This window comes from Stenotrophomonas forensis (assembly GCF_028752115.1).
GTDB classification, from domain to species: Bacteria; Pseudomonadota; Gammaproteobacteria; order Xanthomonadales; family Xanthomonadaceae; genus Stenotrophomonas; species Stenotrophomonas forensis.
In genome coordinates, this window is sequence record NZ_CP082270.1 from 1,611,497 (window position 1) to 1,632,350 (window position 20,854).

A 20,854-nucleotide genomic window follows, 5' to 3' on the forward strand; every position below is an offset into this window, starting at 1 on the left:
CCTGCCTGGACGGGCAGAAGGGCACCAGCAGCGGTGACTACTACGCGCCACCGGACCGCCAGTTCGCGCCGGTGCGGCGCGGCAACAAGGTCGACGCCTACACCGATGGCCGCTCGGCGATGAAGGCGATGGCCGATGCCATCCGCGGCGCGCAGAAGTTCATCTTCATCGCCGACTGGCAGATGAACTTCGACACCGAGCTGGACAGCCGCGGCGGTGCCCACGCCAGCCGCCTGAGTGAACTGCTGTTCGATGCCATCAACCAGCGCGGCGTGGACGTGCGGGTGCTGCTCTACGACAGTGTCGAGGCGGCGGCCTACACCCACGAGAACGAGGCGCGTACGGCCCTGTACAAGATGCAGGATGCCAACACGCCGGGGCAGGTGCAGGTCGGCCTGCACAACCCGGCCACCGGCCGCACCGATGCCTTCAACATCGCCTTTTCGCACCACCAGAAGATCCTGGTGGTGGACGGGAAGATCGGCTTTGTCGGCGGCCTGGACATCGCCCACGGGCGCTGGGACGACGGCAACTTCGACGTGGTCTGCGACCCGACGTTGCATGTGCTCAATGACCACTACAACAACTGCCTGAGCAAGTTTCGGGGCATGACGAGGGCTGAGCAGGACCTGACCCTGGACAAGCCCGATACCAGCCCGGACGCGGTCGGCCGTGTCCGCCCCGGCTTTGCCCAGGCATACGTGCCGGGCCTGGCCATCGCGCTGGACCGGATGAAGGCGCAATGGGATGCCGGCGCCGCACTGGCCGAACTGCAGGACTATGCGGACAAGCTGGGCGTGCCCGACGCGCTGGAGCGCGAAGGCATCCGCAAGCTTGCCGAGATGGTCATTCCGGGCATGGAAGAAGCGGTGAAGGTACAGCGTTCGGTCGCCAAGACCTTCCTGGCCATTCAAGGGTGGTTGACCGAGATCGAAAAGGAATACGCCGACGTCATCGCCGCTTCCAACCGGGCCGCCGACGAGGCGGTCAAGCTGAACGTCGGCGAGGCCGCCGCCGCCGCAGGGCGCGCGGTGGAAGGCTTCACGAAGATCCAGGCGAAGAAGTTCGGCGAGTGGGTCGATGAGCGCAAGGCTGCGATCAAGGACGCCATTCTGGGCCCGATCAAGACGGCCACCACGGTCGTGGGATACGTGCGTGATCCTGACTCGCTGGTCACGGACGCCAAGGCCAAATATGCCGAGATCGAGAACAAGTTCAACAAGGCCAAACAGGCGTGGGAATCGCTGGTGAAGTGGATCAACGAGCCGGTGGATCGCATCCAGCGCCTGCTCGACAGCGGCCGCCAGCCGCGCATGCCGTGGCAGGACGTGCACGCGCGCCTGCAGGGACCGGCGGTGTTCGACATCTGCCGCAACTTCATGCACCGCTGGAACGCCATGGTCTGGCAGAACCAGCGCGGCGACCGTGAGATCGGCACGGCGGTGCGCAAGGTCCTGAACCGGGGCATCCGCGGTGCCAACGACTGGACAGGTGCCGGCCTGCCGGAGCAGACCACGCTGGCACGTGGCATGGAACTGACGCCGTTGAGCGATCAATGGCTGCAGTCGATGGGCGGCATGCAGGCGTTGTTCGGTGACCTGGCCCGGCCGGGCACGGCCGGCGACGTCACCGTACAGATCGTGCGTTCCTCGGGTACGGCATTGCATGCGCTGGAGAAGAAGGGCTGCAAGGAGCTCGGCCTGAATCTGGACGATGCCAGTTGCCTGCAGCCGTACTGGGAGCGCAACCAGCCGATGCATTCGATCCTCGATGCGATGGTCAACTGCATCGCCTCGGCGCGCGCTTTTGTCTACCTCGAGACCCAGTTCCTGATTTCCGAATGCGGATGGTCCGACGCTGAAGCCGGCAGGACGGTGGAGACGGCAATCAAGGGCGGCGAGCGGCGGCCCATGACCCAAGCCGAAAAAAAGAAGGCCGGCTACGTCGACAAGGGCGTGGCCATGAGTGGGCCCATCGGGAAAACCGGCGTTGTGCAGGACCTGGTGAAGCGCAAGCAGGGCGTGAAGTCAGCGGCCAGCAACCCGCTGGTGGCGGCCATCGCTGCGCGCATCCGTCGCGCCATCGTGGCCGGACAGGGCTTCCATGTGTACATCACCTTGCCCGTGCATCCGGAAGGCAGCCTGTTCGACGGTGCCGTGCTGAAGCAGCAGTACTGGGTGCAGCAGACCCTGTTGCGTGGCGACGACAGCCTGATCCGCCGCATCTGCCGTTCGCTGATCGCGCGCGACAAGGACATCCGCGAGGCGAGCGTGGAAGAGGCCGATCTGCAGGCAGAGGTGAAGGCCGGGCGCTGGAAGGAATACCTGTCGGTAATGAACCTGAGAAGTTATGGGGTCCTGGCCGACATCAACCACAAGAATCACTACGCACCGCATACGATCGGCGCCGACCAGGCCACCCCCTTGTACGTGGTGACCGAGCAGTGTTACGTACACTCCAAGCTGCTGATCGTGGACGACGCCGTGGCCATCATTGGAAGTGCGAACTGCAACGACCGCAGCCTGCTGGGCACGGGTGACACCGAGATCGCCGCAGTGATCGTGGACGGTGCGGCCAAGTCGATGGACCTGGGCAATGGCGTGCAGGTGATAACCCGGAAGTTTGCGCGGGATCTGCGGATGAAACTTTGGAGGAAGTTCCTGGGGGAGGAAATCGCAGTCAATGACGGAAAGGAGCGAGGGTATGCTGAGTCGAATGCCACCAGCCCCTACTATCCGCCATTTCAAAAGCGACCCAGGAGTGCTTTCGTAGAGCTTCCAGTCGCGTCATCCACCTGGCGGGAAATTGGAAAGATAGCTGACCTTAACTTGGCCACTTATCATCGAGTGTTTTCCAACATTCCTGGTGATTCCATGGCGCGCTATGATTCAGTATTCCAGTGTTTTCCCGCTGCTGGGTTCAATGAAAAAGGGCATCAATTGCGAATGTTGCACGCCCAGCCGCCGGATCTGCAGCCGGAATTCATGATCGAGCCAAGTCAATTGGCGGACGGGGCAACCGTCAGCGTCGGACGTCACGATGTTGCGAAAGCGATGAGTTTTATGAAGGATCAGAAGAATCTTCATGGATTCTGGGTTTCCATGCCGCTCTTGTGGGGGCATGGTATGGATGATCCTGCCGCGGCAATGCCGAATCAGATAATTGCAGCTGCACCAGCGTTGGGGTCGAGTGAAGTGCTCTTGGCGCTCAATGATAAAAAGTCGTCATCGGTAAGCGGGGCACATTCATGAAATTTGGTTGGATCACGATGCTGTTTTGCTTTCCGATTGTGGCCGGGGCGAGCGGCGCGGGCATTGAGCCATGGGGGGAGGTGCCAAAGAATGTACAAGTTCGGTTCTCTCCCGATTCGCGCGGTGTTGTCAGGGTCTCCGGAGACAGGCCGACAATTCTTGCTCCCAACGTGGCTATTAGGTTGACCTCCCCTGATGAAATCGAGAACAAGCCGTTTGATCGAGATGGAGGAGCTGTTGTGTATCTTGAGCCTAATAGCGGAAGTGGACTTCGTGTAGTCCGCGAAGAGAAATGGGTTCGAAGAGAGGCCGTTTTTCGAAAGGTGCCCGCTGATATTCCGGAGGCAGTTGGAAGGGTCTATCCATACTTCAAGGTTGAAAGCTCAAGGCGTTTCATCTACGACGATCAAGGGCGGATAGAGTCGGTGATTCTTGATGATTCAGGTGGCAGATCCCAAGTCCAGTTCTGTGCGCTTTATGACGCCGCAGGAAGGGTCGCGGTTGCCACTTCGACAGATAACAATCCGGTGTCGTTTGATCACGACTTTAACTGTGAGACTCTGCGGGGCACTCCTTCGCTGAGTATGACGGAATATTTCCAATACGGAAATGACGGGGCGTTGAAGAGGAAACTTTCAAAATCGCTGGTGCAGCCTGGACAGTCGCAGGAGTCCGGCGCCGGGGCGGAGGATCGGGCCGTTGAAGACGGATCCTGGCGAGGGTACGGGGAGCTGTACTACGTTAATGGTTCGAATGGCGTGGGGTATGATTCGTTGGTTTTCGGGATGAGTGATGCGCGCGGGATTGAGTATTTTGAGACCACGAATTTCAGTGTCGCCTCGTCCGACGTGACGCCTGTATTCGCGCATCGCAGCCAGGAGGCATCGCATAAGTTGCGCTATACCTTCACTGGTGAGCGTGTGCCACCCGATCTCGCTAAGGGTCTCCTTGAGGGGGTTGTAGGGTATGCTCGTGTCCGCCAGTATTACCACAGCACCGGTCAGCGTGTTTTCGAAGTTTTCGCTCCTGGCGCAAAGTACCCCCGTGAACGTCAGTGGCGCACGCTGGATCTGAATCGTCAGGAAAACTACGACGCAAAGGGCAAGCTCACGCGCGTGATCCTGTCCGGCCCTGTCTCTGGTGACGCCTACACCGAGAACCTGCGCGCCTACGCAGACAAGGGCGTATTGAAGCTCACGCCCCTCACCAGCGGTTACAGCTCTTACCGCGTGTACGACTATGACGCTGCCGGTAGAGAGACTCTGTCGTTCGTGTGCTGGCGCTACGAAGTCTCGACCAACAAGCCTTACGCCCATTTCCCCTGGTGGGAGCCCGATCCTCGGCCCAAGCGCAGTCGTGAAGCCGAACTGCAGTACGGCAGGACGCAGGTCGGTACACGCTGCGGCACGCCGGACGGCAAGATGAGCGTGGAGGGAATGGGCCCGGTGAAGAAGCTGATGGAAACCAAGTACGGGTTTGGGACGACCAAGCTGGGATTGCCGGGCGAGTAGGGCGAGACTTCTTTCCCGAACTTGTGACAGGCGTCGGCCTGCCGGAGTAGACCACGCTGGCGCGTGGCACGGAACTGACGCCGTTGAGCGATCCGCTGGTGGCGGCCATCGCCGCGCGCATCCGTCGCGCCATCGTGGCCGGACAGGGCTTCCATGTGTACATCACCTTGCCCGTGCATCCGGAAGGCAGCCTGTTCGACGGTGCCGTGCTGAAGCAGCAGTACTGGGTGCAGCAGACCCTGTTGCGTGGCGACGACAGCCTGATCCGCCGCATCTGCCGTTCACTGATCGCGCGCGACAAGGACATCCGCGAGGCGAGCGTGGAAGAGGCCGACCTGCAGGCAGAGGTGAAGGCCGGGCGCTGGAAGGAATATCTGTCGGTAATGAACCTGAGAAGTTATGGGGTCCTGGCCGACATCAACCACAAGAACCACTACACACCGCATACGATCGGCGCGGATCAGGCCACCCCCTTGTACGTGGTGACCGAGCAGTGTTACGTACACTCCAAGCTGCTGATCGTGGACGACGCTGTGGCCATCATTGGAAGTGCGAACTGCAACGACCGCAGCCTGCTGGGCACGGGTGACACCGAGATAGCCGCAGTGATCGTGGATGGTGCGGCCAAGTCGATGGACCTGGGCAATGGCGTGCAGGTGATAACCCGGAAGTTTGCGCGGGATCTGCGGATGAAACTTTGGAGGAAGTTCCTGGGGCAGGCGCTTGAGACGAAGCCTGAGAAGGGGGGGCAATTCGTCTTTTCTAATGCAACCGAAGACTACTACCCTTGGTTCAGCGAAAAAGTTCCAACCCTGGAGGTCGACAAACCGGCAAGTGCCAGAACTTGGATGGGAATCAGGCAGCTTGCGGATGCCAATTCCGAAGCTTATCAGCGTGTTTTCACGAATGTCCCGCGCGACTCTTTCCCTCGCTACGACTCTGTGTTTCATGGATTTCCGGCGGCAGGTCTTAGTGACAAAGGGCACGTCAGGCGCATGCTCTACGCGCAGCCGGCAGATCTGCAGTCAGATTTCATGAAGGAGCCAAGTGTTGTGAACGACTACGTGACCGATGCAGTGGGGCGGCATGATGTGCGTAAGGCGACGGATTTTCTCAGAGGTACCGCAACGCGCCGCGGGATTCAGGGTTTCTGGGTGACCATGCCACTCCTCTGGGGGAGTGACATGGACGATCCGGCTGCCGCGATGCCGAGCGAGATCATTGCAGCCCTGCCTGTTCAGGGGGATAGGTCAAGTGAATTGGCATGCTCGACTCGACATGCTGCCTTGAGTCAAGGAGAAAAGGTGTGAGTGAGTATTTGCTGCTGAAAGCACTGATTGCGGTGAGTGCTCTGTGCGCCGTGCAAGCCGCGCATGCAGGTTGCAGTTCAAAAAATGAAGGGGATGGCCGCTTTCAGGGACACAGCATGGTGGTCAAGTTTACGCCAAGCTTGGATGGTGGAGGAGATGCAGTAGGCGCCAGCCTCAGTCGCGCGAACGAGGTGGCACCTTACATAAGAATCAGGACCGGTCCTGATCTGGCTAAGTTGAACAACGTTCCATTCGACTCGAATGGTGGTTCGGTCTACTATCTGGAAACTACTGGCCAAGGGCAGCGGATCTGCCGTGCTGAGGAATGGAGAAGGCGGGAGTCCAAGCTGATTGGTGAAGCGCCTCCCCGAAGCCTGCATCCTGCAGTCAAGTTGCTGTATCCGTACTTTGAACTGCATAAGGCGCACGAGCTTGATTACGATACGTCGGGTCAATTGACATCGATTCAACAGACCGGCACGTCGGGCCGTAAGGTCACAACGTTCTGTGCGCTCTATGACGAAAATGGTCGCGTAGAGGTGGCAAATGAGATTTCAGGTGTCAGCGTATCGGATGATGCAGACTTTACATGCCCCCAGCTTCGCGTGAAGGCGTCCAAAAGTAATGCTTGGTACTTCACCTATCGGCCGGACGGGTCGCTGGCCTCTGATTTGACCAAGAAAGCCACGCGTAAGGCAGGTGAGGATCCCTATCGCGAGGACATCGGTATTGGAACAGAGGCGACCGATGGCGCGTGGTACGCGAGCGGAAGTATTTATATCGGAGATGCCAATCAGCGCACGCGGATCGGTAGCATGTTTCATGGTAGCGAGAAAGGAGGAATTAGTGGAATTGAAGACTACTCATTCGTTATCGCTCCCGCCGATGCGACAGCTCTTTTCGCTGAGCGCAGTCAGGACGGTCAACAGAAGTTGGTCTACAGATTCCCCGGCGAGCGCGTGCCAATGGAAGTTGCAACGGGGCTGTTTGAGGGCATAACCGATTACACCCGCGTGCGCGAGTACCGCCACCGGTCCCACAGCCGGATTTTCGAAATTTTCTCCCCAGGTGCCAAGCACCCTCGCGAACGCCAGTGGCGCACGCTGGATCTGAATCGTCAGGAAAACTACGACGCAAAGGGCAAGCTCACGCGCGTGATCCTGTCCGGCCCTGTCTCTGGTGACGCCTACACCGAGAACCTGCGCGCCTACGCAGACAAGGGCGTATTGAAGCTCACGCCCCTCACCAGCGGTTACAGCTCTTACCGCGTGTACGACTATGACGCTGCCGGTAGAGAGACCCTGTCGTTCGTGTGCTGGCGCTACGAAGTCTCGACCAACAAGCCCTACGCCCATTTCCCCTGGTGGGAGCCCGATCCTCGGCCCAAGCGCAGTCGTGAAGCCGAACTGCAGTACGGCAGGACGCAGGTCGGTACACGCTGCGGCACGCCCGACGGCAAGATGAGCGTGGAGGGAATGGGCCCGGTGAAGAAGCTGATGGAAACCAAGTATGGCTTTGGTACCACGAAGCTTGGGTTCCCAGGCGAAGAGAAGGATTGACCGCTCCTGTCGCCATGCGGTCCATCCTGCCGCGGGCGCACGTTCCATTGCCAGGCGAGCAATCCGCCCATCCCCCTGGCGCTTTTCCACACCGGCTGTGGAATGATGCCGAATCAACCTGTGGATAGGTGGACCAGACCCTGACGGCACAAGGCCTTCCATGGTGTGGTGAAAAAACCGCCGGGGCGGATCGGCATCATCGCGGGTGCACGGGGCAGATGGCACCGTAGTGCCGTCGCTGGAGGGGATGGGCATGGGCAACGGCATGCGTGGGTTCGGACTGGTGGGCCTGGCCCTGCTGGCAGGCTGTGGCCAGGCGCCACCGACTGCGCTGGGAACGCTGGAATGGGACCGGGTCACCGTGCCGGCACCGGCGGCCGAAGTGATTGCAGCGGTGGAGGTGCGCGAAGGCCAGCAGGTCAAGGCCGGCACCGTGCTGATGCAGCTGGACCCGGCCCGCGGTGACGCCCAGTTCGCCGCCGCACAGGCCGACACCGCGCGCGCGCAGGCGCAGCTGGAAGAACTGAAGATCGGCCCACGGCAGGAGCAGATCGCGCAGGCCCAGGCACAGCTGGCCGCGCTACGCGCGGAGTCGGTGGAAGCCAGTGCCTACTACCGGCGCGTGCAGCCCCTGGCACGCCAGCGCCTGATCGCCGCCGCCGAGCTGGACCGCGCACGGGCCGCCGCCGGCAACGCTGAAGCCAGCGTGCTTGCCGCCGAGCAGGCCTGGCTGGAGCTGGTGCACGGCAGCCGCGCGCAGGATATCGCGCAGGGCCAGGCGGCGGCGGACGCTGCGCAGGCGCAGCAGGTGGTGCAGGGCGTCAACCTGCAGAAGCTGCAGCTGCGCGCCCCCCGCGATGGCGTGGTCGACGCCTTGCCCTATCGGCAGGGCGACCAGGCGCCGATCGGCGCACCACTGGCGGTGATGCTGGTCGGCGAGCGCCCCTATGCGCGCGTCTACCTGCCACAGCCACTACGGTTGCAGGTCAAGGTCGGGCAGGCCGCGCAGGTGCATCTGGAAGGGCAAGCCGCTGCGTTGAAAGGGCATGTGCGCTCGATCCGCAGCGAGCCTTCATTTACGCCGTACTACGCGTTGACCGGCGACGACGTGGCGCGGCTGAGCTACCTGGCCGAGATCGAAGTGGACGAGGCGACCGACATGCAGAAACTGCCGGCCGGATTGCCGGTGCGGGTGAGCTTCTGAACACCGGCGACGACATTGCCGTGCATGCGCAGGGCCTGACCCGGCGCTTCGGCGATCTGCTGGCCGTGGACAACGTCGACCTGACGGTACCGCGTGGCCAGGTCTACGGCTTCCTCGGCCCGAACGGCTCGGGCAAGTCGACCACCATCCGCATGCTGTGCGGCCTGCTGGAGCCGAGTGCCGGGCAGATCGAGGTGCTGGGCCTGTCGGTGCCGGAACAGGCCGAGGCGCTGCGCCGCCGCATCGGCTACATGACCCAGCGCTTTTCGCTGTACGAAGACCTGTCGGTGCGCGAGAACCTGGAGTTCCTTGCCGCGATCCAGGACCTGCCGCGCGCGCAGGCCCGGCAGCGCGTCGATGCACTGTTGCAGCAGTATCGGCTGCAGGACCGGCAGCCGCAGTTGGCCGGCACGCTCAGCGGCGGGCAGAAGCAGCGCCTGGCCCTGGCCGGTGCCGTGGTGCACGCGCCCGAACTGCTGTTCCTGGACGAGCCGACCAGCGCGGTCGACCCGGAATCGCGCCGCGATTTCTGGGAGGCCTTGTTCGAACTGGCCGACGCCGGTACCACCGTGCTGGTGTCGACCCACTACATGGACGAGGCCGAGCGCTGCCACCGTCTGGCGATCCTGGATCGCGGCGCGCTGGTGGCCGATGGCACGCCGGCCGAACTGTGCGCGCGGTTGCAGGGGCGCACGCTGCAGGTCACCTCTTCGCAGCCACGCCAGGCCAGCCGCGCGCTGGCCGACCTGCCCGGCGTTCTGAGCGTGGCGCAGATCGGCACGCAGCTGCGCGTACTGTGCAGTGAAGACGCGGCCGACATGGCGGCGCTGCAGCGCGCCTTGGCCGGTGCCGATCCACAGGCGCATATCGAGGCGGTCGCGCCGAACCTGGAAGACGTGTTCGTCGCCGCCACCCGAGGTCGTGGCCGGGAGCCGGCGGCATGAACCTGCGCCGGCTGTGGGCGATCATGCTCAAGGAGCTGCGCCAGCTGCGCCGCGACCGCATCACGCTGGCGATGATCGTCGGCATTCCGGTGATGCAGCTGCTGCTGTTCGGCTATGCGATCAACCTCAACCTGCGCCATCTTGATGCGGGTGTGGCCGACCAGGCGAACAGCGCGGCCTCGCGCGCGCTGGTGCAGGACATGGTCGCCACCGGTGTGATCACCCCGCGCAGCGAAGCCTACAGCCCGGATCAGCTGATGCAGGCGCTGCGCCGCGGCGAGATCAGCGTCGGCATCGTGGTACCGGCCGATTTCGAGCGCCGTCGTTTCGATGGGCGCGAAGCGGTGCAGGTGCTGGTCGATGGCAGCGATACCGTGGTGCAGAGTGCGGCGATCCAGCTGGCGCAGGTGCCGCTCGACACGCGCCCGACCAGCAACACGCGGCCGCTGCGCGAAGGCAGCATTGCCAGCGGCCAGGTCAGCGTGACCAGCTTCTACAACCCGCAGCGAAGATCAGCGGTGAACATCGTGCCGGGGCTGATCGGGGTGATCCTGACCATGACCCTGGTGATGTTCACGGCGGTGGCGGTGGTGCGCGAACGCGAGCGCGGCAACATGGAGCTGCTGATCGCCACGCCGGTATCGCGCAGCGAACTGATGGTGGGCAAGGTGCTGCCCTATGCGGCCATCGGCCTGCTGCAGACCACGCTGGTGCTGGTGCTGGGCACCTGGCTGTTCCAGGTGCCGATCCGCGGCAGCCTGCTGGACATCTACCTGGCCGCGGTGCTGCTGGTGCTGGCCAACCTGGCGCTGGGCCTGTTGATCTCCACGCGCGCGCGCTCGCAGTTCCAGGCGATGCAGATGACGCTGTTCCTGTTCCTGCCGTCGATCCTGCTGTCCGGCTTCATGTTCCCGTTCGCCGGCATGCCACGGCCGGTGCAGTGGCTGGCCGAAGTGCTGCCGCTGACCCACTTCCTGCGCCTGGTGCGCGGCATCATGCTGCGCGGTGCGTCGCTGTGGGAGCTGTGGCACGACGCGCTGGCGCTGCTGGCCTTCATCGTGGTGATGATGACGCTGGCGATCCTGCGCTTCCGCAAGCGCCTGGATTGAAGCATGCCATCCGGTAGTGCCGGCCGCTGGCCGGCATCAATGCCGGTAGGTGCCGACCGTTGGTCGGCACGCCTTACTCCGCCACCACCCGCGCGCGCAGCGAGTTGGTCAGCGCTTCGGTGATCACCACGTCCACGAACTGGCCGATCAGGCGCGCCGGTGCCGGGAAGTTCACCGAACGCATGTTCTCGGTCTTGCCGGTCAACTCGTTCGGGTTCTTGCGCGACGGGCCTTCCACCAGCACGGTCTGCACGGTGCCGACCATCTTCTCGGAGATGCCGGCGGCGTGCGCATTGATGCGATCCTGCAGGCGCGACAGGCGCGCGTGCTTCTCGGCATCGCTGATCGTGTCCTCCAGGTCCGCAGCCGGCGTTCCCGGTCGACGCGAATAGATGAAGGAGAAGCTGTGATCGAAGCCGATGTCCTCGATCAGCTTCATGGTCTTCTCGAAATCGGCATCGGTCTCGCCGGGGAAGCCGACGATGAAGTCCGAACTGATCGAGATATCCGGGCGCACCGCGCGCAGCTTGCGGATCTTCGACTTGAATTCCAGCGCGGTGTAGCCGCGCTTCATCGCTGACAGCACGCGGTCGCTGCCGGCCTGCACCGGCAGGTGCAGGAAGTTGGCCAGCTGCCGCACGTCGCGGAACGCGTCGATCAGCGAATCGCTGAACTCCAGCGGGTGCGAGGTGGTGAAGCGGATGCGGCCGACACCGTCGATCTCGGCGATGGTGCGGATAAGCAGGCCGAGGTCGGCGAACTCGCCATCGCCATACGGCCCGCGGTACGCGTTGACGTTCTGCCCGAGCAGGTTGATCTCGCGCACGCCCTGCGCGGCCAGCTGGGCCACTTCCACCACCACATCCTCGAACGGACGGCTGACCTCGGTGCCGCGGGTGTAGGGCACCACGCAGAACGAGCAGTACTTGGAGCAACCTTCCATGATCGACACGAAGGCCGAGGCGCCCTCGGCGCGCGGCTCGGGCAGGCGGTCGAACTTCTCGATCTCGGGGAAGCTGATGTCCACCTGCGGGCGCTTCTGCTCGCGGCGGGCACGGATCAGTTCCGGCAGGCGGTGCAGGGTCTGCGGGCCGAACACCAGGTCCACGAACGGCGCGCGCTTGATGATCGCCTCGCCTTCCTGCGAGGCGACGCAGCCGCCCACGCCGATGATCACTTCACGGCCCTTGTTCTTCAGGCCCTTCCACACGCCCAACTGGCTGAACACCTTTTCCTGCGCCTTCTCGCGGATGGAACAGGTGTTGACCAGGATGACGTCGGCGTCATCGGGGCTGTCGGTCAGTTCCAGGCCATCGCTGGCGGCAAGCACGTCGGCCATCTTGGCCGAGTCGTACTCGTTCATCTGGCAACCGTGGGTCTTGATGTACAGCTTGCCTTTCACCTGGTCGGGCTTGCGCGGACCGGCGGGCAGGGCAACGAGCGGGGTACCGCCGGGGGCGGGCGGAAAGACGTCTGGCGTCCCGGTCATGGCGCTTAATCCATTCGGGTGGCGGGAAAGCGGGCAATTCTACCCGCATCCCGGCCCTCCCGCCGTCCGCCCGTGGCTGGTCGGCCCCGGCGGGGGCGCGGCGCGATTACGCCGCTGCCAGCTCCGCGTCGATCTGCCGCGAGCGGTCGAACGCCGTCATCGCGCTGATCCGTTCGATGTAGGCGGCCGTGGCCGGCGCCGGCTGCACCAGGCCGAAAGCACTGGTCCAGGCCAGCGCATTGCCCCACAGCACGTCGGCGGCGCTCATCGTCTCGCCCAGCAGGTACGGTCCCTGCGCCAGCTGGGCCTCGATCACCTGCAGCACGGTCTCGGCGTCGTTGTACGGCGACATCAGGCGCGGCGGCGGCTCGCGGTGCATCGCCTTGTCGATCATCGCCGGCTCGAAGCAGGCACCGTAGAAGGCCATCCAGCGCAGGTAGGGCCCGCGCAGGGCGTCACCGATCGGCGGTGCCAGCCCCGCTTCCGGGTACAGGTCGGCCAGGTACAGGTAGATCGCCACCTGTTCGGTCACCAGCGCACCGTTGTGGACGATGGCCGGTACCTTGCCCATCGGGTTGATGGCCAGGTAGGCCGGGGCCAGGTTGGCGCCGGCCTTCAGGTCCAGCACCTGCATGCGGTAGTCGGCACCCAGCGCTTCGAGCAGGGCCACGGCGCCGCTCGAGCGTGAACGGGCGGCGTGGTACAGGGTGATCTGGCGTGAGGTCATGGCATTGCTCCTTGCGGTGGGTGGTGAACTGGAGGCCATCCTGGGGCACTATTGCGGACGACTTCTGTCCTCGATCCTTCATGCGCCATACCGCCCATCGACTGCTGCGCCTGATCGCCCTGTTGCAGGCCCGCCGCCAGTGGTCGGGGGCCGAGCTGGCCGAACGCATGGGCGTGGACCGGCGCAGCATCCGCCGCGACATCGAGCGCCTGCGCGAACTGGGCTACCCGGTGCAGGCCTCGGCCGGAGTCGGCGGCGGCTACCAGCTGGGGGCCGGTGCGCCGGTACTGCCGATGCTGCTGGACGAAGAGGAAGCAACCACCCTGGCCATCGCCCTGCGCGCGGCCTCGGCCACTGTCGCCGGCATCGACGACACCGCACGCGGCCTGTTGTCCAAGCTGGATCCGCTGGTGCCAACCCGTCGTCGCCAGCAGGCCGGCGAGGTGCATGCCGCCACCGCCACGCTGTCGGACCTGCCCGCCACCGATGCACGCCTGCTCGGACGGCTGGCGCAGCACTGCCGGCAGGCGTCGCGATTGGCCTTCGAGTACCGCAGTGCGCAGGACGCGGTCACCCAGCGTGAGGTCGAAGCCCAGCATCTGGTCAACTATGGCCGCCGCTGGTACCTGCTGGCCTGGGATCTGGGCCGCCAGGACTGGCGCACCCTGCGCGTGGACCGGATGGGCGCGGTGCGCGAATGCACCGAGCCGGGCCTGCATCGGCGCACGCCGGCACCGCCGGATGTGATGGTGCGGCAGGCCGTCAGCCAGGCGCCGTTCGCGCTGCAGGCCATCCTGCGCCTGGCCGGCAGCCATTCCGAGCTGGAAGGCCGGATTCCGCCGTGGTGCGGGGTACTGGAGGCCGATGGCACCGACCATTGCCTGCTGCGGATGGGGGCCGAGAGCCGCGGCATGATGCTGGCGCAGATCCTCAGCCTGGACCGCGTGCCCGTGGCGCTGTGGACCACGCCCCCGGAGCTGCGCGACGAACTGGCGCAGCGCCTGGCGGGCCTGGGCCAGCTGCTGGCTGTGCCGTCGGTCACAGCCTGAGCCGCATCGCTTGGCAAGCCCCGGCGAAGCTGGGACACTCGCCGCCATGAAGGGGATACTGGGGACAACGGCGATCATCATCGCTGCGCTGACCGCTGCGCCGGCCAGCGCCGGAACCCTGTACAAGTGCCAGGGCGCCGACGGCGTCACCAGTTATGTGAGCAAGCGCGTGGCCGGCGCCGTCTGCAGCAGCATCAGCTACAGCCGCGATACCCGCCCGGCGCCGCGCCCTGTGGTGACCGCGCCGAAACCCGCGCCAGCCACCACCGTGGCCAGCATCGAGCGCAATCCGGTTGCCGTCGCGGCCAGTGCTGCGACGCCCGCAGTGGCTGCACCCGCACCTGCACCTGCTTCCGTGCCCACGGCCGCAACCGCCTCGCGCGGTGGGCGGATGGTCAGCGGCCAGGTCTATTCCTTCATGAAGGATGGCGTGCGCCACTACACCAGTGCGCGGCCGACCCAGGTGGCCAACCTGGGCCCGGTGCGGACCATCCGCTACAGCTTCATGGAGCGCTGCTACGCCTGCGGGGTCAATCCGCGCGTGGACTTCGGCACGGTGCGCCTGAACACCACGGCGTTCCAGAGCGAGATCACCTCGGCCGCGCGCGAGTTCGGTGTTGAGGAGGCCGTAGTGCGCGCGATCATCCACGCCGAATCCGCCTACAACCCGACCGCGCTCAGCCGTGCCGGTGCGCAGGGCCTGATGCAGCTGATGCCACCGACTGCCGCCCGCTTCGGCGTCAGTGATTCCTACGATGCCGGGCAGAACATCCGCGGCGGCGTGCAGTATCTGGCATGGTTGCTGAAACGCTTCAATGGCAACCTGACCCTCGCGGCAGCCGGCTACAACGCGGGCGAGGGCGCGGTCGACCGCCACGGCGGCGTGCCACCCTACAGTGAAACCCAGTACTACGTGCGCCGGGTCGGCCAGCTGGCCGACCGCTACCGCAGTGCCTTGAGCCACCAGTAGGTGCCGACCGTGGGTCGGCACGCTCTAAACGGTAGGTGCCGACTGTCAGTCGGCACGCCTTCAAAAGATTGTTGCAGTGCGTTGTGTGGCGCGCGACGGTTCCGCTACACTCGTCCAAGATTCAATGCGGCTCTGGCCCCCACCGGATCCGCTGGCAGCCTTAAAGCTACCTAATCAATATCGGAGTGCCGGATGGCCAACGATGGGGTACACGATCCAGTCAACACCGGACGTCGGCGTTTTCTTTCTGCCACCACAGCCGTGGTGGGCGCCGTCGGCGTCGGATTCACCGCAGTTCCTTTCATCAAGTCCTGGAACCCCAGTGCCCGCGCCAAGCTTGCCGGCGCACCGGTGGTGGCCGACATCAGCGCCCTGCAGGAAGGCCAACGCCTGATCGTGGAATGGCGCGGCCAGCCGATCTGGATCGTCAAGCGGTCCAAGGCGATCCTCGATGCGCTGCACGGACTGGATGGCCGCCTCAAGGACCCCGAGTCCGGCGAGAAGGACCAGCAGCCGGACTACGTGCTGAAGCAGAATCCCGAGCTGCGCTCGATCAAGCCGGACATCTCCGTGCTGGTCGGCCTGTGCACGCACCTGGGCTGCTCGCCTGAAATGGTCGCCGAGATCCGGCCCGAGCCCTACGACCCGCAGTGGAAGGGGGGGTATTTCTGCCCCTGCCACAAGTCGCGCTTCGACATGTCCGGCCGCGTCTTCAAGGACGTGCCGGCGCCCATCAACCTGAAGGTGCCCGCGCACCACTACCAGGACGACAACACCATCATCATCGGTGTCGATCCGCAGGGGGCAGCCTGATGGCCAATATCCTCAGCCGTACCGCCAGCGGCGTCGCCGACTGGGTCAATGCCCGCGCGCCGGGCCTGATGCCGGTGTACCGCAAGCATGTCAGCGAGTACTACGCGCCGAAGAACTTCAACATCTGGTACTACTTCGGTTCGCTGGCGCTGCTGGTGCTGGTCAACCAGATCGTCACCGGCATCTTCCTGACGATGCACTACAAGACCAACGCCGCCGAGGCGTTCGGTTCCATCGAATACATCATGCGTGACGTGGAGTGGGGCTGGCTGATCCGCTACATGCACTCCACCGGGGCCTCGCTGTTCTTCATCGTGGTCTACCTGCACATGTTCCGCGGCCTGCTGTACGGCAGCTACCAGAAGCCGCGCGAGCTGGTGTGGATCCTCGGCATGCTGATCTACCTGGTGCTGATGGCCGAAGCCTTCATGGGCTACGTGCTGCCGTGGGGCCAGATGTCGTTCTGGGGCGCCAAGGTGATCATCTCGCTGTTCGGCGCCATACCGGTCATCGGCAACGGCCTGACCGAATGGATCATGGGCGACTACCTGCCCAGCGACGCCACGCTCAACCGCTTCTTCGCGCTGCACGTCATCGCCCTGCCGCTGGTGCTGCTGCTGCTGGTGGTGCTGCATCTGGGCGCGCTGCACGAAGTGGGCTCGAACAACCCGGATGGCGTGGAGATCAAGAAGGGCCCGAAGGGCAACCGCTGGTCGCCGAATGCCCCGGCCGATGGCATTCCATTCCACCCGTACTACACGCTCAAGGATGGCGTCGGCGCCGGCTTCCTGCTGATCATCGCGGCCTTCATCATCTTCTTCGCGCCCGGTTTCGGCGGCCTGTTCCTGGAGCACGACAACTTCACCGAGGCCAACCGCCTGGTCACCCCGGAACACATCAAGCCGGTCTGGTACTACACGCCGTACTACGCGATGTTGCGCGTGGTGCCGAACAAGCTGGGCGGCGTGCTGGTGATGTTCTCGGCCATCGCGATCCTGTTCCTGGTGCCATGGCTGGACAAGGCGCGGGTGAAGTCGGTGCGCTACCGCGGCTGGATCTCGAAGGTGATGCTGGGCGTGCTGGCGGTGTGCTTCGTGTGGCTGGGTGTGATCGGTTCCGGCCCCGGCACCGACGTGCACGAGACCTACATCGGGCGGGTGCTGACCTTCCTGTACTTCGCGTTCTTCATCACCATGCCGCTATGGACAAGGTTGGACAAGACCAAGCCGGTACCGGAGAGGGTGACCACGCATGACTGAGCGCTGGATGGTCCGGCTGGCCCTGGCGGCCACCCTGATGCTGGGCAGTTTCCTGGCCTCCGCCGCCGAGGGCGGCACCAAGCTGCTGCAGGCCGGCAACGACCTCGGTGACCGCGCATCGCTGCAGCGCGGCGCGCAGCTGTACATGAACTACTGCTCCGGCTGCCACGCGCTGAAGTACCTGCGCTATTCGCGGATGGCGCAGGACCTGGGCCTGACCGAGGAAGAGGTGATGAACAACCTCAACTTCACCGGCTCGGCGATCGGCGACCCGATTCCGGTGGCGATGCCCAAGGAGAATGCCGAGAAATGGTTCGGCAAGATGCCGCCGGACCTCAGCCTGATCTCGCGTGTGCGGGGCAGTGACTGGGTCTACACCTACCTCAAGTCGTTCTACCTGGACAGCAGCCGGCCACTGGGCTGGAACAACGCGCTGTTTGCCAACGCGTCCATGCCCAACCCGCTGTGGGAGATGCAGGGCCTGCAGCATGCCGTGCACGGCAAGCCCGAGGCGCCGGGCATGGACCCGCCGGTGACCGGGCTCAAGATTGAAACACCGGGTTCGGTCGATGCCGGCCAGTACGACCAGGCCGTGCGCGACATCACCAACTTCCTCGAATACGCCGGCGAGCCGGCCGCGCTGAAGCGGCAGCAGCTGGGCGTGTGGGTGATCTTGTTCCTGGCCCTGCTGACCTTCCTGTTGTACCTGCTGAAGAAGGAATACTGGAAGGACGTTCACTGATTCTGCGGCCGGCCATCGCACGGGCCTATTGGCTTTTGTGATGGTCGGTTGCACACTCGGGGAGGAGTCGACCGCTGGCACGGTGCTGGCGGCGCCGATGCGGCAGGCGGTCTCCTGTCGTAGGAGAGCCTTTGATGGCGGCGAGCGTACGCATGCGCAATACACTGACGCTGTTTTCCTCGAACGACGATGTGCTGTGCCACCGTGTACGCCTGGTCCTGGCGGCCAAGGGGGTCACCTTCGACTTCGTTCCGGTCGATCCGCAGAACCCGCCTGAAGACCTGATCGACCTCAATCCGTACCACTCGGTGCCAACCCTGGTCGAGCGCGAACTGGTGCTGTATGCCGCGTCGGTGGTCAGCGAATACCTGGACGAGCGCTACCCGCATCCGCCGCTGATGCCGGTCGATCCGCTCTCGCGCGCGCGCATCCGCCTGGCCATGCTGCGCATCGAGCACGACTGGGTGCCGCAGGTGCAGGCCATCCAGCTGGGCAACAAGACCCAGGCCGAGGCCGGTCGCAAGCGCCTGAAGGAACTGCTGACTGCGTCGTTGCCGCTGTTCAAGGCCAGCAAGTTCTTCCTCAATCCGGAAATGAGCCTGGCCGACTGCGCGATGGCACCGATCATCTGGCGCCTGCAATCACTGGACGTGCCGCTGCCCAAGGACGGCAAGGCGATCGAGGACTACGGCAACCGCATCTTCCGCCACCCGGGTTTCGTCCGCAGCCTGACCGAGCAGGAAAAGAAGCTGCGCGATCTGCCGGTCTGATCCGGACATGCCTTACCCGTCTGCACGCCGACCGGTGTGCAGGCGATCCGCCCCGGCGGGGCGCCGGGCGCGTACACTTCACGCATGACCGAAGACTTCTTCCACATGACCAGCCACCGCCCGTACCTGCTGCGGGCGCTGGTGGAATGGATCAACGACAACCAGCTGACCCCGCACATCCTGGTCGACGCCGGCGTCCCCGGCGTGCAGGTCCCGCCTTCGGCGGTCAAGGATGGCCGGGTGGTGCTCAACATCGCCGAACGTGCCGTCGTGCGGTTGATGATCGACAACGAGATGGTGAGCTTCTCGGCGCGCTTCTCCGGCACCAGCTATCCGGTGCAGGTGCCTATCAGCGCCGTGCTGGCCGTCTACGCCCGCGAGACCGGGCAGGGCATGGCGCTGCCGGACGACATCCCGGGCAACGAGACCGCGCCGACCAGCGATGAACTGCTGCATGACGAAGGTACGCCGCCGGACGATACGCCGCCTGCCAGCCCGCCGCCCAAGGGTCGCCCGAACCTGCGCGTGGTCAAGTAACGATTCCGACGCCGCCCCGATGGGCGGCGTTTTTCATTTGCCGGTTCAGAGGTGGGTGCCGACCGTTGGTCGGCACGCCTTTAAACCTTACACATCCTCGGCATCGTCCACATCCGGCCGGATCTGGCTGATCCGTGCCGCGCCGGGCCCGGTAAACGAGATCAGCTGGTCGCCGCGCAGCACCATGCGGCCCACGTGGCGATCGATGCCGTCATAGGAATACTCGAACTTGAAGGTGCGCTCGAATCCGAGCCGGCCATCCTCGCCGCGCGACAGGCGCAGGCCGGTGGCGTGCACTGCCTGGTCCAGCCATTGCACATCGGCGGCGCGGCAGGCATTGCGGCCCAGCTCGACCGCGCGCTCGGCGGCCGAACGGGCGGCGTTCCAGAAGAAATAGATGATTCCGCCGGCAATCAGCAACAGCAGCAGGGTGGGCATGGCGTCAGCGGTCAGAGGTCGATCCGGCAAAGATGGCGGCGAACACGCGCTGGATCAAGCGCTGCAGTCACCGCCGCGGCTGCGGCTCGCTGGACACTGGCTGCGCGGGCACGATGGCCGGTTGCGGCGCCGGCGCGGTCTGCATCGGCGTCGCAGTGGGCGAGGGCATCACCAGGGGTGATGTGGCGGTCAGCTGCAGCAGTGCTGCCCAGTCCTGGCGGTTGAAGCTGCATTCGTCTTCGCGGCCCGGTGTGCAGCTGGGGTCGATGCCGGTGCTGCTGCGTTCGCGTGCCGGCGGCAGCTGGATCAGCCCGGTGCGGTCCAGCGGCAGCAGCCGCATTGCCACGGTATTCATCACATTGCCCCCCACCAGGTACAGGGTCTGGTCGCCGCCGAGGTTGGCCGCCACCACCACTTCGCAATGTGATTTCCAGTGGCCGACCGAACCATTGCCGAGCGCCTGTACCAGCCCGCTGTAGCTCAGCGTGGTGCTGCGGTCGCGCAGGAAGCACAGCAGATCGCCCGGCGCGGGCTTTGCGGTCGCGGGATCAACCAGCCGATAGGGCACACCGGAAGGGCCGCCCTGGTAGGCAGCACGGATGTAGTCGATGTGGCGCGGCGATGTGTTGAAGCCGGGCACGCCGGCACGCACCATCACCCAGGAAATGAAGGCGGCCGACCACGGGTTGTCGACCAGGAACGCGCGGCAGTCGCTGTCGGTGTAGCGCGTGCCCAGCGGCGCCAGGCAGCTGCTGGCGCCGGCGATGCTGCCCATCGCGTTGAGCGTGCCGCTGTCACGCCAATAGCCGGCCACGCGCTGCCAGGCGATCAGGCCGTTGTCGGCAAGATGCTCGCTCTCGGCCTCGGTGACGCTGAGGCTTGCAGCGCGACCATCGCGATCGATGAAGGGCCGGAACCACAGCCGGTGTTCGTTGCAGGCGGTGTTGCGGATGGCCACTGCCAACGGGCTCAGGCCGTAGCGGGGCGGTACGTCACAGGCCTCCGCAGCCGCTGCGGAAAAGGGGACGGTCGCGAGCAGAAGGCAGGCAGGCAAGAGCATCCGGCGCATGCGCGGCTCCTGTGGGGGATGGCCGCAGCGTCGCAGTGCCGTCGTGAACGCAGGGTGTGAGAACGGTAGTGCCGGCCGCTGGCCGGCACCATGCGACCGTCAC

18 protein-coding genes are annotated in these 20,854 nt (G+C 64.6%); 14 read left to right on the top strand and 4 right to left on the bottom strand.

Annotated elements, in window-relative coordinates; genetic code table 11:
* Nucleotides 1-71 precede the first annotated feature (71 nt).
* From K5L94_RS07515 to K5L94_RS07545, 7 genes are all read left to right on the top strand, one after another.
* Complete coding sequence (locus tag K5L94_RS07515) at nucleotides 72-3,251, top strand: phospholipase D-like domain-containing protein (protein ID WP_274512390.1); 3,180 nt, start codon at nucleotides 72-74, stop codon at nucleotides 3,249-3,251.
* Complete coding sequence (locus tag K5L94_RS07520; RefSeq protein WP_274512391.1) at nucleotides 3,248-4,762, top strand: hypothetical protein; 1,515 nt, start codon at nucleotides 3,248-3,250, stop codon at nucleotides 4,760-4,762. The genes K5L94_RS07515 and K5L94_RS07520 overlap by 4 nt, the downstream gene beginning before the upstream one ends.
* Nucleotides 4,763-4,845: 83 nt before the next feature.
* The gene (locus tag K5L94_RS07525) at nucleotides 4,846-6,072 is read left to right on the top strand and encodes a phospholipase D-like domain-containing protein (RefSeq protein ID WP_274512392.1); all 1,227 of its coding nucleotides are present in this window, start codon (nucleotides 4,846-4,848) and stop codon (nucleotides 6,070-6,072) included.
* The gene (locus K5L94_RS07530; RefSeq protein ID WP_197652540.1) at nucleotides 6,069-7,631 is read left to right on the top strand and encodes a hypothetical protein; all 1,563 of its coding nucleotides are present in this window, start codon (nucleotides 6,069-6,071) and stop codon (nucleotides 7,629-7,631) included. Before K5L94_RS07525 ends, K5L94_RS07530 begins: the two co-directional genes overlap by 4 nt.
* A gap of 247 nt (nucleotides 7,632-7,878) precedes the next feature.
* Entirely contained in the window at nucleotides 7,879-8,835 is a 957-nt protein-coding gene (locus K5L94_RS07535; protein ID WP_274512393.1) for an HlyD family secretion protein, read from the top strand.
* Nucleotides 8,836-8,855: 20 nt separating this feature from the next.
* Nucleotides 8,856-9,779, top strand: coding sequence for an ABC transporter ATP-binding protein (locus tag K5L94_RS07540; RefSeq protein ID WP_274512394.1), 924 nt, complete (start codon nucleotides 8,856-8,858; stop codon nucleotides 9,777-9,779).
* Nucleotides 9,776-10,888, top strand: coding sequence for an ABC transporter permease (locus K5L94_RS07545; RefSeq protein WP_008265309.1), 1,113 nt, complete (start codon nucleotides 9,776-9,778; stop codon nucleotides 10,886-10,888). The genes K5L94_RS07540 and K5L94_RS07545 overlap by 4 nt, the downstream gene beginning before the upstream one ends.
* Nucleotides 10,889-10,961: 73 nt before the next feature.
* On the opposite strand, the gene miaB is transcribed toward K5L94_RS07545, so the two are convergent.
* Nucleotides 10,962-12,377: a tRNA (N6-isopentenyl adenosine(37)-C2)-methylthiotransferase MiaB gene (gene miaB, locus K5L94_RS07550; RefSeq protein ID WP_274512395.1), complete on the bottom strand. Its 1,416-nt coding sequence runs from the start codon at nucleotides 12,375-12,377 to the stop codon at nucleotides 10,962-10,964.
* A gap of 106 nt (nucleotides 12,378-12,483) precedes the next feature.
* The gene (locus tag K5L94_RS07555; RefSeq protein WP_008264796.1) at nucleotides 12,484-13,104 is read right to left on the bottom strand and encodes a glutathione S-transferase family protein; all 621 of its coding nucleotides are present in this window, start codon (nucleotides 13,102-13,104) and stop codon (nucleotides 12,484-12,486) included.
* Between the two features lie 80 nt (nucleotides 13,105-13,184).
* Between K5L94_RS07555 and K5L94_RS07560 the strand changes: the two genes are divergently transcribed.
* From K5L94_RS07560 to K5L94_RS07590, 7 genes are all read left to right on the top strand, one after another.
* Entirely contained in the window at nucleotides 13,185-14,153 is a 969-nt protein-coding gene (locus K5L94_RS07560) for a helix-turn-helix transcriptional regulator (protein WP_053449281.1), read from the top strand.
* 46 nt (nucleotides 14,154-14,199) lie between these two features.
* A complete protein-coding gene (locus K5L94_RS07565) occupies nucleotides 14,200-15,123 on the top strand; it encodes a lytic transglycosylase domain-containing protein (protein ID WP_053511665.1) in 924 nt (307 codons plus the stop codon).
* A gap of 192 nt (nucleotides 15,124-15,315) precedes the next feature.
* A complete protein-coding gene (gene petA / locus K5L94_RS07570) occupies nucleotides 15,316-15,936 on the top strand; it encodes a ubiquinol-cytochrome c reductase iron-sulfur subunit (RefSeq protein WP_004151998.1) in 621 nt (206 codons plus the stop codon).
* On the top strand, nucleotides 15,936-17,195 hold the full coding sequence (locus tag K5L94_RS07575; protein ID WP_006429450.1) for a cytochrome b: 1,260 nt from the start codon (nucleotides 15,936-15,938) through the stop codon (nucleotides 17,193-17,195). The genes petA and K5L94_RS07575 overlap by 1 nt, the downstream gene beginning before the upstream one ends.
* Nucleotides 17,188-17,937 (top strand): cytochrome c1, encoded by a 750-nt coding sequence (locus K5L94_RS07580; RefSeq protein ID WP_053449283.1) that lies wholly within the window; start codon nucleotides 17,188-17,190, stop codon nucleotides 17,935-17,937. Before K5L94_RS07575 ends, K5L94_RS07580 begins: the two co-directional genes overlap by 8 nt.
* A gap of 134 nt (nucleotides 17,938-18,071) precedes the next feature.
* Nucleotides 18,072-18,707, top strand: coding sequence for a glutathione S-transferase N-terminal domain-containing protein (locus tag K5L94_RS07585; RefSeq protein ID WP_005415948.1), 636 nt, complete (start codon nucleotides 18,072-18,074; stop codon nucleotides 18,705-18,707).
* 84 nt (nucleotides 18,708-18,791) lie between these two features.
* Entirely contained in the window at nucleotides 18,792-19,244 is a 453-nt protein-coding gene (locus K5L94_RS07590; RefSeq protein ID WP_008264860.1) for a ClpXP protease specificity-enhancing factor, read from the top strand.
* An 87-nt stretch (nucleotides 19,245-19,331) separates the two neighbouring features.
* Here the strand turns inward: K5L94_RS07590 and K5L94_RS07595 are convergent, their stop codons facing one another.
* On the bottom strand, nucleotides 19,332-19,682 hold the full coding sequence (locus tag K5L94_RS07595) for a DUF3301 domain-containing protein (protein WP_049436544.1): 351 nt from the start codon (nucleotides 19,680-19,682) through the stop codon (nucleotides 19,332-19,334).
* A 67-nt stretch (nucleotides 19,683-19,749) separates the two neighbouring features.
* A complete protein-coding gene (locus K5L94_RS07600; protein ID WP_053449284.1) occupies nucleotides 19,750-20,751 on the bottom strand; it encodes a DUF2272 domain-containing protein in 1,002 nt (333 codons plus the stop codon).
* Between the last annotated feature and the right edge of the window lie 103 nt (nucleotides 20,752-20,854).

Bases quoted from the DNA above. Each gene is read 5' to 3' on its own strand.
- K5L94_RS07520 (WP_274512391.1), top strand. From the start codon at position 3,248: ATGAAATTTGGTTGGATCACGATGCTGTTTTGCTTTCCGATTGTGGCC.
- K5L94_RS07535 (WP_274512393.1), top strand. From the start codon at position 7,879: ATGGGCATGGGCAACGGCATGCGTGGGTTCGGACTGGTGGGCCTGGCC.
- K5L94_RS07545 (WP_008265309.1), top strand. From the start codon at position 9,776: ATGAACCTGCGCCGGCTGTGGGCGATCATGCTCAAGGAGCTGCGCCAG.
- miaB (WP_274512395.1), bottom strand. From the start codon at position 12,377: ATGACCGGGACGCCAGACGTCTTTCCGCCCGCCCCCGGCGGTACCCCG.
- K5L94_RS07555 (WP_008264796.1), bottom strand. From the start codon at position 13,104: ATGACCTCACGCCAGATCACCCTGTACCACGCCGCCCGTTCACGCTCG.
- K5L94_RS07560 (WP_053449281.1), top strand. From the start codon at position 13,185: ATGCGCCATACCGCCCATCGACTGCTGCGCCTGATCGCCCTGTTGCAG.
- K5L94_RS07565 (WP_053511665.1), top strand. From the start codon at position 14,200: ATGAAGGGGATACTGGGGACAACGGCGATCATCATCGCTGCGCTGACC.
- petA (WP_004151998.1), top strand. From the start codon at position 15,316: ATGGCCAACGATGGGGTACACGATCCAGTCAACACCGGACGTCGGCGT.
- K5L94_RS07575 (WP_006429450.1), top strand. From the start codon at position 15,936: ATGGCCAATATCCTCAGCCGTACCGCCAGCGGCGTCGCCGACTGGGTC.
- K5L94_RS07580 (WP_053449283.1), top strand. From the start codon at position 17,188: ATGACTGAGCGCTGGATGGTCCGGCTGGCCCTGGCGGCCACCCTGATG.
- K5L94_RS07585 (WP_005415948.1), top strand. From the start codon at position 18,072: ATGGCGGCGAGCGTACGCATGCGCAATACACTGACGCTGTTTTCCTCG.
- K5L94_RS07590 (WP_008264860.1), top strand. From the start codon at position 18,792: ATGACCGAAGACTTCTTCCACATGACCAGCCACCGCCCGTACCTGCTG.
- K5L94_RS07595 (WP_049436544.1), bottom strand. From the start codon at position 19,682: ATGCCCACCCTGCTGCTGTTGCTGATTGCCGGCGGAATCATCTATTTC.
- K5L94_RS07600 (WP_053449284.1), bottom strand. From the start codon at position 20,751: ATGCGCCGGATGCTCTTGCCTGCCTGCCTTCTGCTCGCGACCGTCCCC.